14 protein-coding genes are annotated in these 12333 nt (G+C 65.2%); 3 read left to right on the top strand and 11 right to left on the bottom strand.

Features of this window, described 5'->3' with window-relative positions; all coding sequences use genetic code 11:
* Window positions 1-80 precede the first annotated feature (80 nt).
* The 4 genes from AAIL68_RS03305 to AAIL68_RS03290 form a co-directional block, all read right to left on the bottom strand.
* Entirely contained in the window at window positions 81-806 is a 726-nt protein-coding gene (locus tag AAIL68_RS03305) for a peptidase (RefSeq protein ID WP_347138076.1), read from the bottom strand.
* 93 nt (window positions 807-899) lie between these two features.
* Entirely contained in the window at window positions 900-1736 is an 837-nt protein-coding gene (locus tag AAIL68_RS03300) for a transglutaminase family protein (protein WP_347138075.1), read from the bottom strand.
* Window positions 1736-2692: an alpha-E domain-containing protein gene (locus AAIL68_RS03295; protein WP_347138074.1), complete on the bottom strand. Its 957-nt coding sequence runs from the start codon at window positions 2690-2692 to the stop codon at window positions 1736-1738. The genes AAIL68_RS03300 and AAIL68_RS03295 overlap by 1 nt, the downstream gene beginning before the upstream one ends.
* Before the next feature lie 12 nt (window positions 2693-2704).
* Window positions 2705-4114 carry a circularly permuted type 2 ATP-grasp protein gene (locus AAIL68_RS03290; protein WP_347138073.1) on the bottom strand — a complete coding sequence of 470 codons (1410 nt, stop codon included), beginning with the start codon at window positions 4112-4114 and terminating at the stop codon, window positions 2705-2707.
* A gap of 273 nt (window positions 4115-4387) precedes the next feature.
* Between AAIL68_RS03290 and AAIL68_RS03285 the strand changes: the two genes are divergently transcribed.
* On the top strand, window positions 4388-4711 hold the full coding sequence (locus AAIL68_RS03285) for an STAS domain-containing protein (protein WP_347138072.1): 324 nt from the start codon (window positions 4388-4390) through the stop codon (window positions 4709-4711).
* A gap of 7 nt (window positions 4712-4718) precedes the next feature.
* Window positions 4719-5201, top strand: a complete 483-nt coding sequence (locus AAIL68_RS03280) for an ATP-binding protein (protein ID WP_347138071.1) — start codon at window positions 4719-4721, stop codon at window positions 5199-5201.
* On the opposite strand, the gene hspQ is transcribed toward AAIL68_RS03280, so the two are convergent.
* The 7 genes from hspQ to AAIL68_RS03245 all read right to left on the bottom strand — a co-directional run bounded on the left by hspQ (window position 5194) and on the right by AAIL68_RS03245 (window position 11586).
* Window positions 5194-5526: a heat shock protein HspQ gene (hspQ, locus tag AAIL68_RS03275; RefSeq protein WP_347138070.1), complete on the bottom strand. Its 333-nt coding sequence runs from the start codon at window positions 5524-5526 to the stop codon at window positions 5194-5196. The genes AAIL68_RS03280 and hspQ overlap by 8 nt on opposite strands.
* 130 nt (window positions 5527-5656) lie before the next feature.
* Window positions 5657-6118 carry a CreA family protein gene (locus AAIL68_RS03270; protein ID WP_347138069.1) on the bottom strand — a complete coding sequence of 154 codons (462 nt, stop codon included), beginning with the start codon at window positions 6116-6118 and terminating at the stop codon, window positions 5657-5659.
* The gene (locus tag AAIL68_RS03265; RefSeq protein WP_347138068.1) at window positions 6109-6846 is read right to left on the bottom strand and encodes a metallophosphoesterase; all 738 of its coding nucleotides are present in this window, start codon (window positions 6844-6846) and stop codon (window positions 6109-6111) included. The genes AAIL68_RS03270 and AAIL68_RS03265 overlap by 10 nt, the downstream gene beginning before the upstream one ends.
* Before the next feature lie 68 nt (window positions 6847-6914).
* The gene (serA, locus tag AAIL68_RS03260; protein ID WP_347138067.1) at window positions 6915-8504 is read right to left on the bottom strand and encodes a phosphoglycerate dehydrogenase; all 1590 of its coding nucleotides are present in this window, start codon (window positions 8502-8504) and stop codon (window positions 6915-6917) included.
* 87 nt (window positions 8505-8591) lie between these two features.
* Entirely contained in the window at window positions 8592-9740 is a 1149-nt protein-coding gene (locus AAIL68_RS03255) for a phosphoserine transaminase (protein WP_347138066.1), read from the bottom strand.
* Between the two features lie 87 nt (window positions 9741-9827).
* On the bottom strand, window positions 9828-10481 hold the full coding sequence (locus AAIL68_RS03250) for a YggS family pyridoxal phosphate-dependent enzyme (protein ID WP_347138065.1): 654 nt from the start codon (window positions 10479-10481) through the stop codon (window positions 9828-9830).
* A 70-nt stretch (window positions 10482-10551) separates the two neighbouring features.
* Complete coding sequence (locus tag AAIL68_RS03245; protein WP_347138064.1) at window positions 10552-11586, bottom strand: porin; 1035 nt, start codon at window positions 11584-11586, stop codon at window positions 10552-10554.
* Window positions 11587-11842: 256 nt separating this feature from the next.
* Here AAIL68_RS03245 and AAIL68_RS03240 point away from each other — a divergent pair, with 256 nt between their 5' ends.
* Entirely contained in the window at window positions 11843-12322 is a 480-nt protein-coding gene (locus tag AAIL68_RS03240) for a DUF3576 domain-containing protein (protein ID WP_347138063.1), read from the top strand.
* Window positions 12323-12333: the final 11 nt, after the last annotated feature.

Here is a 12333-nt window from a genome sequence, read left to right as displayed (position 1 = left end):
TGGTGGACCCGTTTAACGTCGCGTCACGCGCGGCTCAACAGGCTTTGCAGGCAAATCTGTGTTGCCGTGACGCGCGGAATTCAGATGCTGACCTTGACGAAGCTGTCGCGCAGGGCGGCAGACCAGGCCGCGCTCATCCTGGCGAAATCGGCATCGCCCTCCATGATGCGGCGGCGGCTGGTGACGGCGCAGGCGCCCGCCTCGATGACCGCCAGATCCAGCGGCATTCCGACCGACAGGTTCGACCGCAGCGTGGAATCCATCGACAGCAGCACCGCCTTTTGCGCGTCGGCCAGACTGGTCGCGGGCGTGACCACGCGGTCCAGGATCGGCTTGCCGTATTTGTGCTCGCCGATCTGCAGGAAGGGCGTGTCCTCGGTCGCCTCGATGAAATTGCCCTCGGGATAGATCAGGTACATGCGCATGTCGCCGCCGCAGCGCTGGCCCGCGACGATCATGCTGGCCGAGGCCTGCTGGCGCAGGTCGCGGCATTGTTCCGCGATCTCGCGCCGGGTGCGCGACAGCGTGTCGCCGATGATCGTGGCGACCTGCAGCATGGTCTGCGCCTTCATGATCGAGGTCGTCTCGTCCGCCATCTCGTCGTTGATGGCCTCGTTCAGCCGGGCCAGGGTGGTCTGGGTGACGGACAGCGATCCGGCGGTCATCACCACGATGGCGCGTTCGCCCGGCTGTTCGAAGAAGAACATCTTGCGATAGCAGGCGATGTTGTCCAGGCCCGCATTGGTGCGCGTGTCCGACAGCAGCACCAGTCCGGCATTCAGCTTCAAGCCGACGCAATAGGTCATGGCTGCGTCTTTCCCGTTCTCGATCGGCCCGCAATCTAGTCGGCACGGGGCCGGGTCGCAATCATGCTTTCGCCGGACGCGACTGCCTGCGCGTCAGCTTTGTGTCTGACTCTGGCTCTGGAAACGCTCGACCTCCTCGACATTGACGGCCACGTCCAGCGTCTCGGTCCCCCGGCCCGCCGCGATACCCCGGATGGGGGCCGCGTCGGACGCATCCAGCCCCGATCCCAGCCGGACATAGCGTTCGTCGGGACAGCAGCGGTTCGCGGGATCGAAGCCCACCCAGCCAAGCCCTTCCACATGGATCTCGGCCCAGGCATGGGCGGCCTCATGCGCCTGCCCCGAAGCATCGGCGTGCAGATAGCCCGACACATAGCGCGCGGGCAGGCCGCGCTGGCGGGCCACCGCGATCAGGGCATGGGCATGGTCCTGGCAGACGCCTTCGCCCTGCGCCAAGGCCTCGGCCGCCGTGGTGTGGAAGCCGGTCTGGCCGGGCACATAGGCGATGGCATCCGCCACGGCAGCCGACAGCCTGTGCGCCAGGTCCAGCGGATCGGCGGCATCCGTGACCGATGCCGCCAGTTCGCGCAGCGCCGCGTCGGGTCGGGTCGCGGCCGTATCGCGCCCATAGGCCAGCGGGTGGATCAATTCGCGGTGGCCGCGCAACACGCCCGCCGTGTCGCGCGTCTCGACCCGGCCGGTGATGGTGACGACGACCTCCTCGGTCGGGCCGCGCAGGGTCCAGCCCTCGATCCAGTCGCCGGCGCCGTCGCGGAAGCCGGGGCCGCGGAGGCCGCCGGTCACGTCGATCGCCCAATCATGCGTCCGCTGCCCTTCGAAGACCGAGGGCGTCAGCCGCAGGCTTTGCACCAGGTTCCTGACCGGCCGGTCATAGCGGTAAACCGTCTGGTGAACGATGCGCAGCTTCATCACGATCCCCCCAGCAGGTAATCCTCGTGCACCAGGTTCGAGATCGTGCCGATCTCGGTAATGAACCAGGTCAGGAATTCGTGCAGCCCTTCGTCGAAGATCATGTCGATGTCATGGGCCTGCAATCGGCCCAGCACCTCGCGCGCCTTGTCCCGCGCGGTGGTGGGCACGGTTTCCCCGTATCGCTTGGCGAGGCCCTCCAGGTTCCAGACCGCCTCGTAAAGCGAGGTAATCAGCGACCGGGGACTTTCCCCGTTGAGGATCAGGAAATCCGCGACCCGTCCCGCCGTGATGTCGCCGCCATATGCCCAGTGATAGGACCGGTGCGCCGACAACGCCCGCAGGATCACCTGCCATTGATAGGTGTCCAGTCCCGATCCCACGAATTCGATCCGGGGCAGCAGGACGTAATACTTCACGTCCAGCAGCCGCGCCGTCGCATCCGCGCGTTCCAGCCCATAGCCCAGGTTCATGAAATGCCAGCCGTCGTTGCGCAACTGCGTGGCGTTGATCGCGCCGCGCACCGTCGAGGTGTGGCTGGTCGTGAAATCCGTCAGCGAGCCCGTGTCCAGCCGGTCGCGCGGCGTCTTCTCGATCTTGCGCAGCTCCTGATAGGCGACGTTCAGCGCGTCCCAGACCTGGCTGGTCAGGGCGGTGCGCACGATCCGCCCCGCCTCGCGCGCCTTTTCGACGCAGCACAGGACCGATGACGGGTTGTCGCGGTCGAAGAAGATGAACTCCTCGATGTTTTCCTGGCTGATCTCGCCGTATTTTTCGGCGAACAGGTTGGCGGTGCCGGACGCCTGCAACAGCGAGTTCCATTCGTTCTGATAGCCCGCGGCGGTGTTGGGCAGCAGCGTGATGCGCTGGCCCACGTCCAGCAGGCGGGCGGCGGTGTCGGCGCGCTCCAGGTGGCGGCCCATCCAGAACAGGTTGGCGGCGGTGCGGCTGAGCATGTCTGGACCCCCTTATTCCGACAGAACCCAGGTGTCCTTGACGCCCCCGCCCTGCGACGAGTTCACGACAAGGCTGCCCTCGCGCAGCGCCACGCGGGTCAGGCCCCCCGGCACAAGCTCGATCCGGTCGCCGCAGAGGCAATAGGGCCGCAGGTCCACATGGCGCGGCGCCAGGCCTTCCTCGACGAAGGTGGGGCAGGTGGACAGCGCCAGCGTCGGCTGGGCGATATAGTTGCCGGGATTAGTCTCGATCTTCTTGCGGAAGGTCTCGATCTCCTCCTTGGTGGATTTTGGGCCGACCAGCATGCCATAGCCGCCCGATCCATGGACCTCCTTCACCACCAGGTCGGGCAGGTTCTCCATGACGTATTTATAGTCGTCGTCCTTCCACAGCGTCCAGGTCTGGACGTTCTGCAACAGGGGTTCTTCCCCCAGATAGAAGCGGACCATTTCGGGGACAAAGGTATAGATCGCCTTGTCATCCGCCACGCCCGCGCCCGGCGCCGAGCAGATCGACACGCCCCCGGACCGATAGACATCCATCAGCCCCGGCACGCCCAGCATCGAATCGGGGCGGAAGCACAGGGGATCCAGGAAGGGATCGTCGATCCGGCGATAGATGACATCGACGCGCTTCGGTCCCTGGGTCGTGCGCATGAAGACGAACTCGCCGTCCACGAACAGGTCGGCCCCCTCGACCAGTTCGACGCCCATCAGGTTGGCCAGGAAGCTGTGCTCGTAATAGGCGCTGTTGAAATGGCCGGGCGTCAGGATCACGCAGGTGGGGCGGTCGTGGCACTTGGCGGGCGCGACCGATTCCAGCGTGCGGCGCAGAAGATCGGGATACTGGTCCACGGGCTCGATCCGGTTGCCGCGGAACAGGCCGGGGAACATGCGCATCATGATCTCGCGGTTTTCCAGCATGTAGCTGACGCCCGAGGGCGTGCGGCAGTTGTCCTCCAGCACGAAGAACTCGTCCCTGGCGGTGCGCACCAGGTCGATGCCGATGATGTGGCTGTAAACGCCGCGCGGGGGCACGACGCCCACCACGGCCTTTTCATAGGCGTCGTTCTGGTAAACCAGCCGGGCGGGGATGCGGCCCGCGCGCACGATCTCGGCCCGGCCATAGACGTCGCGCAGAAAGGCGTTCAGCGCCCGCGCCCTCTGCTTGATACCGCGTTCCAGACGGCGCCATTCGGCCTGTTCGAAGACGCGGGGCATCATGTCGAAGGGAATCAGCCGGTCTGGGTCGCCGCCTTCGCCATAGACCGCGAAGGTGATGCCGATTCGGCGGAACAGGGCCTCGGCCTCGGCCTGCTTCATCTGCCGGAAATCGCCCGGCATGGTATCGACCCACTGGCTCAGGCGCGCATAGGGTCCGCGGACCCGCGATCCCTCATACATCTCGTTGTAATACGTCATCAATCCACCCGCTGACACCGGACCCTTCGCAGGCCTCTTTCCCCGATGATCGGGGACGGTTTTTGCCAAGTCCAATGGGAAAAGGCGGATGCTGCGCGAAAGTTCCGCAGGGGCAACCCGGAACATGGGCATCCGTCAGGGGAAAGCAGCCATCATGCCGAAGTTTCGGGCAGGATGGGATCGGTCAGGACCGCGAATGCAAATCCGCTGCCGCGCTTACCGGATGGTAACCTTTTTTCCGTAAGGCTGGTGACGGAAGCGCAGGGGAACAAGATGCAGCTGATCGTCACCGAAACCGAAGCCCAACTGGTCGTCATCGTCGATGAAGCGCGCATCGACGCGGCCATCGCCACCCGGTTCAAGGACCGCCTGCGCGAAATCGTGCTGCGCGGGAAGAAGCCGGTCCGGCTGGACATGCGCCGCGTCGATTTCATGGACAGTTCGGGCCTGGGGGCGATGATCGCGGTGCGCAAGGCCCTTCCCGAAGCCCTTCCGCTGGTCCTGGACGGGCTGACCCCCAATGTGGAACGCGTGTTCCGGCTGACGCGGATGGACAGTGTCTTCGACATCCGCCCCGTCGCCACCCAACAGGAGTAGAGTAACGATGCCCCATACCGAACGGCAGAATGCCGGGTCCAGTCCGCAGCCGGCGCCGCGGGTCCAGCCGATGTTCCATCGCGTGCTGCAGGCCGATCCCCATGATGTCCGCCAGGCGCTGACCGACCTGCGCGCCCGTTTCGCGGCGGCGGTCGATGCCGATGCCCTGGGCCGTCTGGAGCTGGTCCTGGCCGAGGTGATGAACAACGTGGCCGAACATGCCGCCACCCAGGGCGTCGGTTCAGGGTCCATGCATCTGTGCATCGTCATGCAGGACAGCGGCCTGTCCTGCGCGATCACCGATGACGGCGGCAAGCTGCCCGCCGATTGCCTGAAGCCGCGCAGCCTGCCCGCGCTTGATCCGCTGGACCTGCCCGAAGGCGGCTTCGGCTGGTTCCTGATCCAGGGGCTGACGCAGTCGCTGTGCTATTACCGCGAAGGCCACCGCAACTGCCTGGCCTTCACCGTGCCCTACGCCCCCGTCAGTTGAGCAGGCCCGCCAGCGGATAGCGCCCGTCCTCGAAGTCGCCGAACATTTCCTCGACATCGGGATGATCTAGCGGCTCGCCCGAATGGTCGGGGACGAGGTTCTGCTCGGACACATAGGCGACATAGTAGGTCGCCTCGGTTTCGGCATAAAGGTGGTAGAAGGGCTGGTCCTTGGCCGGGCGCACATCCTCGGGGATCGAATCGTACCATTCCTGGGTATTGGCGAATTCGGGATCCACGTCGAAGATCACGCCCCGAAACGGCCGGTTCCGGTGACGGACGACTTGACCCAGGCCGTATTTGGCGATTCGATGATGTGCCTGCATGGATGTTCCACTGTGCTGGGGACAGGACTGACGGGCGTTCTAATCCCGCCGGGCGATTCTGTCCACCAGATCACCAGCATTTGCACGATTTCGTGGGCGGCCGCGTCCCAAGGGCCACAGGCCGAAGGCCCTAGTCCGCCGGCCCCTCCGCCTTGTCCGCCCCCAGGGGCACCGTGGACATCGCCATCTTGGCCGACCCTTCGCTCAACTCGCTGGCATGGACCAGATAGACCAGCACCCGGTTTTCGGCGTCATAGATGCGCTTGACCCGCAGCGACTTGAACAGCAGCGACCGCCCTTCGCTGAACACGTCCTCGGGGCGACCGGGGCGAAGCTTGCTGACATCGACGGGGCCGGTGCGGCTGCACTGGATCGCGCTGTTCGAGGGATCCTCGAACCAGTTGCCCTGGCTGAGGCGGTCCAGGACCGAGCGTTCGAAATAGGCCAGATGGCAGGTCACGCCGCCCACGTCGGGGTCGTGGATGGCCTCGATGACGATGTCGTTGCCGACCCAGTCCACGCCGACCTTGGCGATTTCCTCGGCCTGGGCCAGGACGGGCAGCAGCATCAGCGCGGCGGCGATCATTCGCATGGCAGGTTCTCCGGTTCCAGGGGGACGCGGCCTTCGTCGGTCAAGAGATGCACCGCGCCCTTTTCGATCACCACCGCGCAAAGCGGACGACCGTAAGCTGCGCCGCCATCGACGTTCAGGCGGTTGCCGTAATGGGTGGCAGACTGGATGGCGGTATGGCCGTGGACCACCAGCGGGCCGTGATCCACGGGGCTGTTCAGGAAGCCCTGCCGGATCCAGACCAGATCCTCCTCGACCTGGTCCTGCAGATCGACGCCGGGGCGGATGCCCGCATGGACCACCAGTGCCAGCGGGTGCAGGAAATAGAGCGGCAGCGAGGCAAGGTATGTCACATGCTCCGCAGGCACCGCACGCTTCGCCTCGGCCAGCATCCGTTCGGGCGGCAGGGCGGTATCGACGCCATAGGAGCGCAGCGTCTCGGGCGCGCCAAGACCCGAATGCAGTGTCCAGTGCAGCTTGGAACTCAGCCCCGGATCGACCCAATCGGGCTGCAGCAGGTATTGCGGCAGGAAGCGGTCGTGATTGCCCCGCGTCACGGTCCAGGGGCGCCCCTGATCCTGGCCGGTCATCAGGTATTCGACGACACCGCGCGAATCCGGCCCCCGGTCGATCAGGTCGCCCACATGGGCGATGACCGCGTCCCGGCCGCCATCGCGGAAGATGCGCTCATGCGCTGCCTTCAGCTTGTCCAGATGCCCGTGGACATCGCCAATGACATAAAGCCGCATCACCGCCCCGCTGCATCACGCGGCGAAAAGGCCGCGCCCTCCTTGCGTAAGGGGACGCGGCGGGATCGTCAAACGGCGAACTGCAAGCGGCGGGCCTGCAGGAACTTGCCGGTCTTCTGCAACGCGGCCAGGGCCTCGTCGCTGATCGGCTCGTCCAGGTACAGGATGGCGATGGCGTCGTTGCCCTGTGCCGACCGGCCCAGGGTGAAGTTCGCGATGTTCACGCCCAGATCGCCCAGGGTCGTTCCCAGCGCGCCGATCACCCCCGGCACGTCCTTGTTGCGGGTGTAGAGCATGTTCGCGCCCACCTCGGCATCGACATTGATGCCGCGGATCTGGATGAAGCGCGGCTTGCCGTCGCTGAAGACCGTGCCCGCGATGGACCGTTCGCGCGAGTCGGTGACGACCGTCAGCTTGATATAGCCCTCGAAGACGCCGGCCTTGTCCTGGGTGGTGGTGGCCACCTGCACGCCGCGTTCCTTGGCCATGACCGGGGCCGAGACCATGTTCACGTCCGGGTTCGTGGCCTTCATCACCCCCGCGATGACCGCCGCGTTCAGTGCGTTCAGGTTCATCGTGGACGCGACGCCATCGTAAAGTACGTTGATTGCCTTGATCGGCTCATCGGTCATCTGGCCCACGAAGGCGCCCAGATGGCCCGCCAGCTTGATCCAGGGGCCCATGACAGCGGCTTCCTCGGCCGTGACCGAGGGCATGTTCAGCGCGTTCTGCACCGCGCCGGTCAGCAGGTAATCCGACATCTGCTCGGCTACCTGCAGGGCCACGTTCTCCTGCGCCTCGGTGGTGGATGCGCCCAGATGCGGCGTGACGACCACGTTCGGCAGGTTGAACAGCGGGCTTTCGGTGGCGGGCTCGACCGCGAAGACATCGAATGCGGCACCGGCGACGCGGCCGTCCTTCAGCGCCTCGGCCAGGGCCTCCTCATCCACCAACCCGCCGCGGGCGCAGTTGATGATGCGCACGCCGGGCTTCAGCCTGGCGATGGCCTCGCGCGACAGGATGTTCTTCGTCTTTTCGGTCAAGGGGACGTGGAAGGTAATGAAGTCCGCACGGCCCAGCAGGTCGTCCAGTTCCACCTTGGTCACGCCGATCTCCTTGGCGCGCTCGGGCGACAGGAAGGGGTCATAAGCCAGCACCTTCATGTGCAGCCCCAGGGCGCGGTCGATGACGATGGACCCGATATTGCCCGCGCCGATCACGCCCAGGGTCTTGTTGAACAGCTCGACCCCCATGAAGCGGTTCTTTTCCCACTTCCCGGCATGGGTGGAGGCGCTGGCTTCGGGCAGTTGCCGGGCCACGGCGAACATCATGGCGATGGCATGTTCGGCGGTGGTCACGCTGTTGCCGAAGGGCGTGTTCATCACGATCACGCCCTTTTTCGACGCCGCCGGAATATCCACGTTGTCCACCCCGATCCCGGCGCGGCCGATCACCTTGAGGTTGGTGGCGTTCTCCAGCAGCTTTTCCGTCACCTTGGTGGCAGACCGGATCGCCAGGCCGTCATATTGCCCTATCACCTGGGCCAGCTTTTCCTTGTCCTTGCCCAAGTCGGGCAGGTAATCGACCTCGACTCCGCGGTCGCGGAAGATCTGGACGGCGGTTTCCGACAGCTTGTCGGAGACGAGAACCTTCGGCATGTCAGTTCATCCTCATATGCCGCACCCTTCACCCAAGGGCGCTATTCATCTTCTGTGGGGGTCCGGGGGCTGGCCCCCGGTTTTCGCTTATGCCTGCGCGGCCAGTTCGGCGCGATAGGCCCACTCGATCCAGGGCATCAGCGCCGCGACATCGCTGGCCTCGACGGTCGATCCGCACCAGATCCGCAGGCCCGCGGGCGCGTCGCGATAGGCGCCGGCGTCAAGCGCCACGCCCTCCTTCTCAAGCCGCTTGGCGACGGCCTTGGCAAAGGCCGCGCCGTCCTTGATGACCGGATCGGTGAAGCGCAGGCAGACGCTGGTGTTGGACGCGGTGGCGGGATCCTCGGCCAGATCCGCGATCCAGTCCTTGTCCGCGATGAAGTCGCGCACGGCGGCGGCATTGGCATCGGCGCGCGCGATCAGCGCCTTCACGCCGCCGATTTTCTGCGCCCATTTCAGCGCGACCAGATAATCCTCGACCGCCAGCATGGACGGCGTATTGATCGTCTCGCCCTTGAAGATACCTTCGATCAGCTTGCCGCCCTTGGTCATGCGGAAGATCTTGGGCAGCGGCCAGGCAGGGGTATAGGTTTCCAGCCGTTCCACCGCGCGCGGCGACAGGATCAGCATCCCATGCGCGCCTTCGCCGCCCAGAACCTTCTGCCAGCTGAAGGTCACGACATCCAGCTTGTCCCAGGGCAGGTCCATGGCAAAGGCGGCCGAGGTCGCGTCGCAGATGGTCAGGCCCGCGCGGTCTGCCGGGATCGCATCGCCATTCGGCACGCGCACGCCGCTGGTCGTGCCGTTCCAGGTGAAGACGACGTCCTTGTCAAAGTCCACCTGCGCGAAATCGACGATCCTGCCGTAATCGGCCTTGCGGACGGTCGCGTCCAGCTTCAGCTGCTTGACGGCATCCGTGACCCAGCCTTCGCCGAAGCTTTCCCAGGCCAGCATCTCGACGGGCCGTGCGCCCAGCAGGGACCACATCGCCATCTCGACCGCGCCGGTGTCGGAACCGGGGACGATGCCGATGCGGTAACCTTCGGGAACGCCCAGGACCTCGCGCGTGAGGTCGAACGCCTCGGCCAGCTTCGCCTTGCCGATGGCGGCACGGTGCGAGCGGCCCAGAGGGGCATCCGACAACAGGTCCAGGGTGTAATGGGGAATCTTGGCGCAGGGGCCAGAGGAGAAGCGCGGATTGACCGGGCGCGCAGCCGGGATCGTCAGATCCTTCATGTCAGCCTTCCAGCTAAAAGCCCTTCGTTGGGGAAGGGTGTCCCGCCGCCGGGAATACGCGGGACCATGACATTTCGCAAGAAGAAATTAGCCGTAGTCACGCGCCCCGAAGATCGCCGATCCGACGCGCACATGGGTGGCGCCCTCGGCGATGGCGGTCTCGAAATCCGCGCTCATGCCCATGGAGAGATTCGGCAACCCGTGATCCTGCGCAAGCGCGCGCAGAAGGCGGAAATGGGACAAGGGATCCTCGTCCTCGGGCGGGATGCACATCAGGCCCTGGGGCAACAGGCCCAGGTCGCGGCAGGAGGACAGGAAGACCGGCAGTTCATCGGCCAGGATCCCGGCCTTCTGCGGCTCGTCCCCGGTATTGACCTGGATGAACAGCTGCGGGCTGCGGCCCTGCTGGGCGATCTGCTGCGCCAGCTTGCGGGCCAGCGTCATGCGGTCCAGCGTATGGATGGCGTCGAACAGCTCGACCGCAGCCTTGGCCTTGTTGGATTGCAGCGGGCCGATCATGTGCAACTCGACCCCCGGCCAGCGGGCGCGCCAGCCGGGCCATTTGCCCTGCGCTTCCTGCACGTAGTTTTCGCCAAAGACGCGGTGCCCGGCCTCCAGCACGGCGGTCACGCGATTCGGCGGCTGCACCTTGCTGACCGCGATCAGCGTGACGCTGCCGGGCGCGCGTCCGGCCCGTTCCTCTGCCGCGCTGATGCGGCGCTTGATGTCATCCAGTCCCATGAGGGGACAAGACAAAAAGAAAAGAGCGGGCGCAAGGCCCGCTCCTCAAGTTTGACGACCGATCCGGGGATCAGAAGTCGAAGCGCACGCCCATGTCGGCGGTCACGCGCTCTTGGTAGTCGCGCTGGATCGAAGCACCCAGACGGGCACCGCCCAGGTCGTAGTTGACGCCGATACCGAACGAGTTGTCGGTTTCTTTCGCAGCCCAGTCACCGCTGTTGTTGGCGATATAGGCTTCGATGTTGGTCAGGCCGTCGGCCAGGGTGTAGTCGCCATACAGGGCGACGGTGTTGCCCAGGTCGTCGTTTTCAGGATCGAAGTCCGGGTCGCTGGAGGTCTGGCCTTCGTAGTCGCCGGCATCGCCGTTGTCGATCCAGTTCAGACCGATGCGGGCGTTTTCCATGACGGCATAGCGGGCACCGACGAAGTACACGTCGTGGTCGTCATTGCCAGCGCCGTTCAGAGCGAAGCCGCCCGACAGTTCCAGACGCTCGTTCCAGGTGTAGTCCACCGAGAAGCTGTATTCTTCTTTGACGTCGCCGAACAGGTCCGCGTCTTCGACAGTGCCGGTCTGATCCGGGTCGATGTACGACGCGCGAACTTCGAGGTTGTCGAGGGCATACGACGCGAAGACGCCCAGGCGGTCCTCATCGGCATAGGCTTCGCTTTCGTAGGCGAAGAAGGCACCCAGGGCGTTGCCGCCGACCGAGCGGTCGTACGAACCCAGTTCGGTGGCGTAGAGCAGGCCGGCCGAGTCCAGAGCGGTTTCGGTGTTGCCGACTTCGACGGTCAGGCCGCTGGAGGTGATATACAGCTTGCCGGCGTTCAGTTCACCGGCGTTGTCGCTGTTCTGGTCCCACTGGATGCGGAAGCGGGCACCGAAGTCAACGCCTTGGTCGGTCGAAGTCGCGGCGTCGATGTTCATCCGCAGGCGCGAGATCACCTGGGTGTCGCTGCCTTCTTCGCCGAAAGCGTCGAGGCCGGTCTGCTGAGCGTCTTCGTAATAGATCACGCCGGTGCGGCCGTAACCCGAGATGGTCACGTCGGCGGCGGCGGCACCGGCGATCAGGACCAGCGCGGTGGAGGCGATAAGAGCCTTTTTCATGTCAAGTTCCCTCTTGTCTCTCTGATGCCCAAACCGGCATTACCGCCTTGGGTATGCTGCCTTGTTTCCCCCTTCCGTTCCCATGATGCAACGGAATCGCGCGGCGCCCCCAGCCTTAGCCAAAGCTGTGATGCACAAGGGCCACACCTTCTTGTGAAGGAAAGCGGGACAGGAGCAGGCCCCGCAGTCCAAGCCGCTTGTAGGGCGGGGGCGATCCACGCTAAAGCGGGACCTGACGCGAAAAACGGGGGACCGCATGAAAACCGCACAAGCCGCGCGCCTGATGATCGCAGCGACGCTTTGCGCAGGACTGGCTGCCTGCGGCAGTGCCGGCGGCGGTCGGAAAGCAGACGATTTCAACGGCTCCGACATGCGCCCCGAGGTTCGGCGCACCACCATCTGGGATGTCTTCAAGAGTTCGGAAAATCCCAACACCACGGTCGGCGTGAACAAGTACCTGTGGAACGCCAGCCTGGAAGTGCTGAACTTCCTGCCGGTGCAGACGGTGGATCCCTTTACCGGCGTGATCCAGACCGGATACGGCACGCCGCCGGGCGGCGGGCGGTCCTATCGCGCGACGATCAAGATCGCCGATCCGGCGCTGGACGCGCGCAGCCTGAAGCTGTCGCTGCAAGGGCCGGGGGGCGCGGCGGTCGAACCCGGCACCGTCCGCGCGGTCGAGGACGCGATCCTGACCCGCGCGCGCCAGCTGCGCATCCAGGACGGGCGTTTGTAGGGCGGGGTGGG

It is taken from the genome of Paracoccus sp. SSK6 (genome assembly GCF_039770665.1).
Lineage (GTDB): Bacteria > Pseudomonadota > Alphaproteobacteria > Rhodobacterales > Rhodobacteraceae > Paracoccus.
The sequence above is the reverse complement of the archived record's forward strand: the minus strand, read 5'-3'. Positions and strand labels throughout refer to the sequence as shown.

Bases quoted from the DNA above. Each gene is read 5' to 3' on its own strand.
- AAIL68_RS03305 (WP_347138076.1), bottom strand. From the start codon at position 806: ATGACCTATTGCGTCGGCTTGAAGCTGAATGCCGGACTGGTGCTGCTG.
- AAIL68_RS03300 (WP_347138075.1), bottom strand. From the start codon at position 1,736: ATGAAGCTGCGCATCGTTCACCAGACGGTTTACCGCTATGACCGGCCG.
- AAIL68_RS03295 (WP_347138074.1), bottom strand. From the start codon at position 2,692: ATGCTCAGCCGCACCGCCGCCAACCTGTTCTGGATGGGCCGCCACCTG.
- AAIL68_RS03290 (WP_347138073.1), bottom strand. From the start codon at position 4,114: ATGACGTATTACAACGAGATGTATGAGGGATCGCGGGTCCGCGGACCC.
- AAIL68_RS03285 (WP_347138072.1), top strand. From the start codon at position 4,388: ATGCAGCTGATCGTCACCGAAACCGAAGCCCAACTGGTCGTCATCGTC.
- AAIL68_RS03280 (WP_347138071.1), top strand. From the start codon at position 4,719: ATGCCCCATACCGAACGGCAGAATGCCGGGTCCAGTCCGCAGCCGGCG.
- hspQ (WP_347138070.1), bottom strand. From the start codon at position 5,526: ATGCAGGCACATCATCGAATCGCCAAATACGGCCTGGGTCAAGTCGTC.
- AAIL68_RS03270 (WP_347138069.1), bottom strand. From the start codon at position 6,118: ATGCGAATGATCGCCGCCGCGCTGATGCTGCTGCCCGTCCTGGCCCAG.
- AAIL68_RS03265 (WP_347138068.1), bottom strand. From the start codon at position 6,846: ATGCGGCTTTATGTCATTGGCGATGTCCACGGGCATCTGGACAAGCTG.
- serA (WP_347138067.1), bottom strand. From the start codon at position 8,504: ATGCCGAAGGTTCTCGTCTCCGACAAGCTGTCGGAAACCGCCGTCCAG.
- AAIL68_RS03255 (WP_347138066.1), bottom strand. From the start codon at position 9,740: ATGAAGGATCTGACGATCCCGGCTGCGCGCCCGGTCAATCCGCGCTTC.
- AAIL68_RS03250 (WP_347138065.1), bottom strand. From the start codon at position 10,481: ATGGGACTGGATGACATCAAGCGCCGCATCAGCGCGGCAGAGGAACGG.
- AAIL68_RS03245 (WP_347138064.1), bottom strand. From the start codon at position 11,586: ATGAAAAAGGCTCTTATCGCCTCCACCGCGCTGGTCCTGATCGCCGGT.
- AAIL68_RS03240 (WP_347138063.1), top strand. From the start codon at position 11,843: ATGAAAACCGCACAAGCCGCGCGCCTGATGATCGCAGCGACGCTTTGC.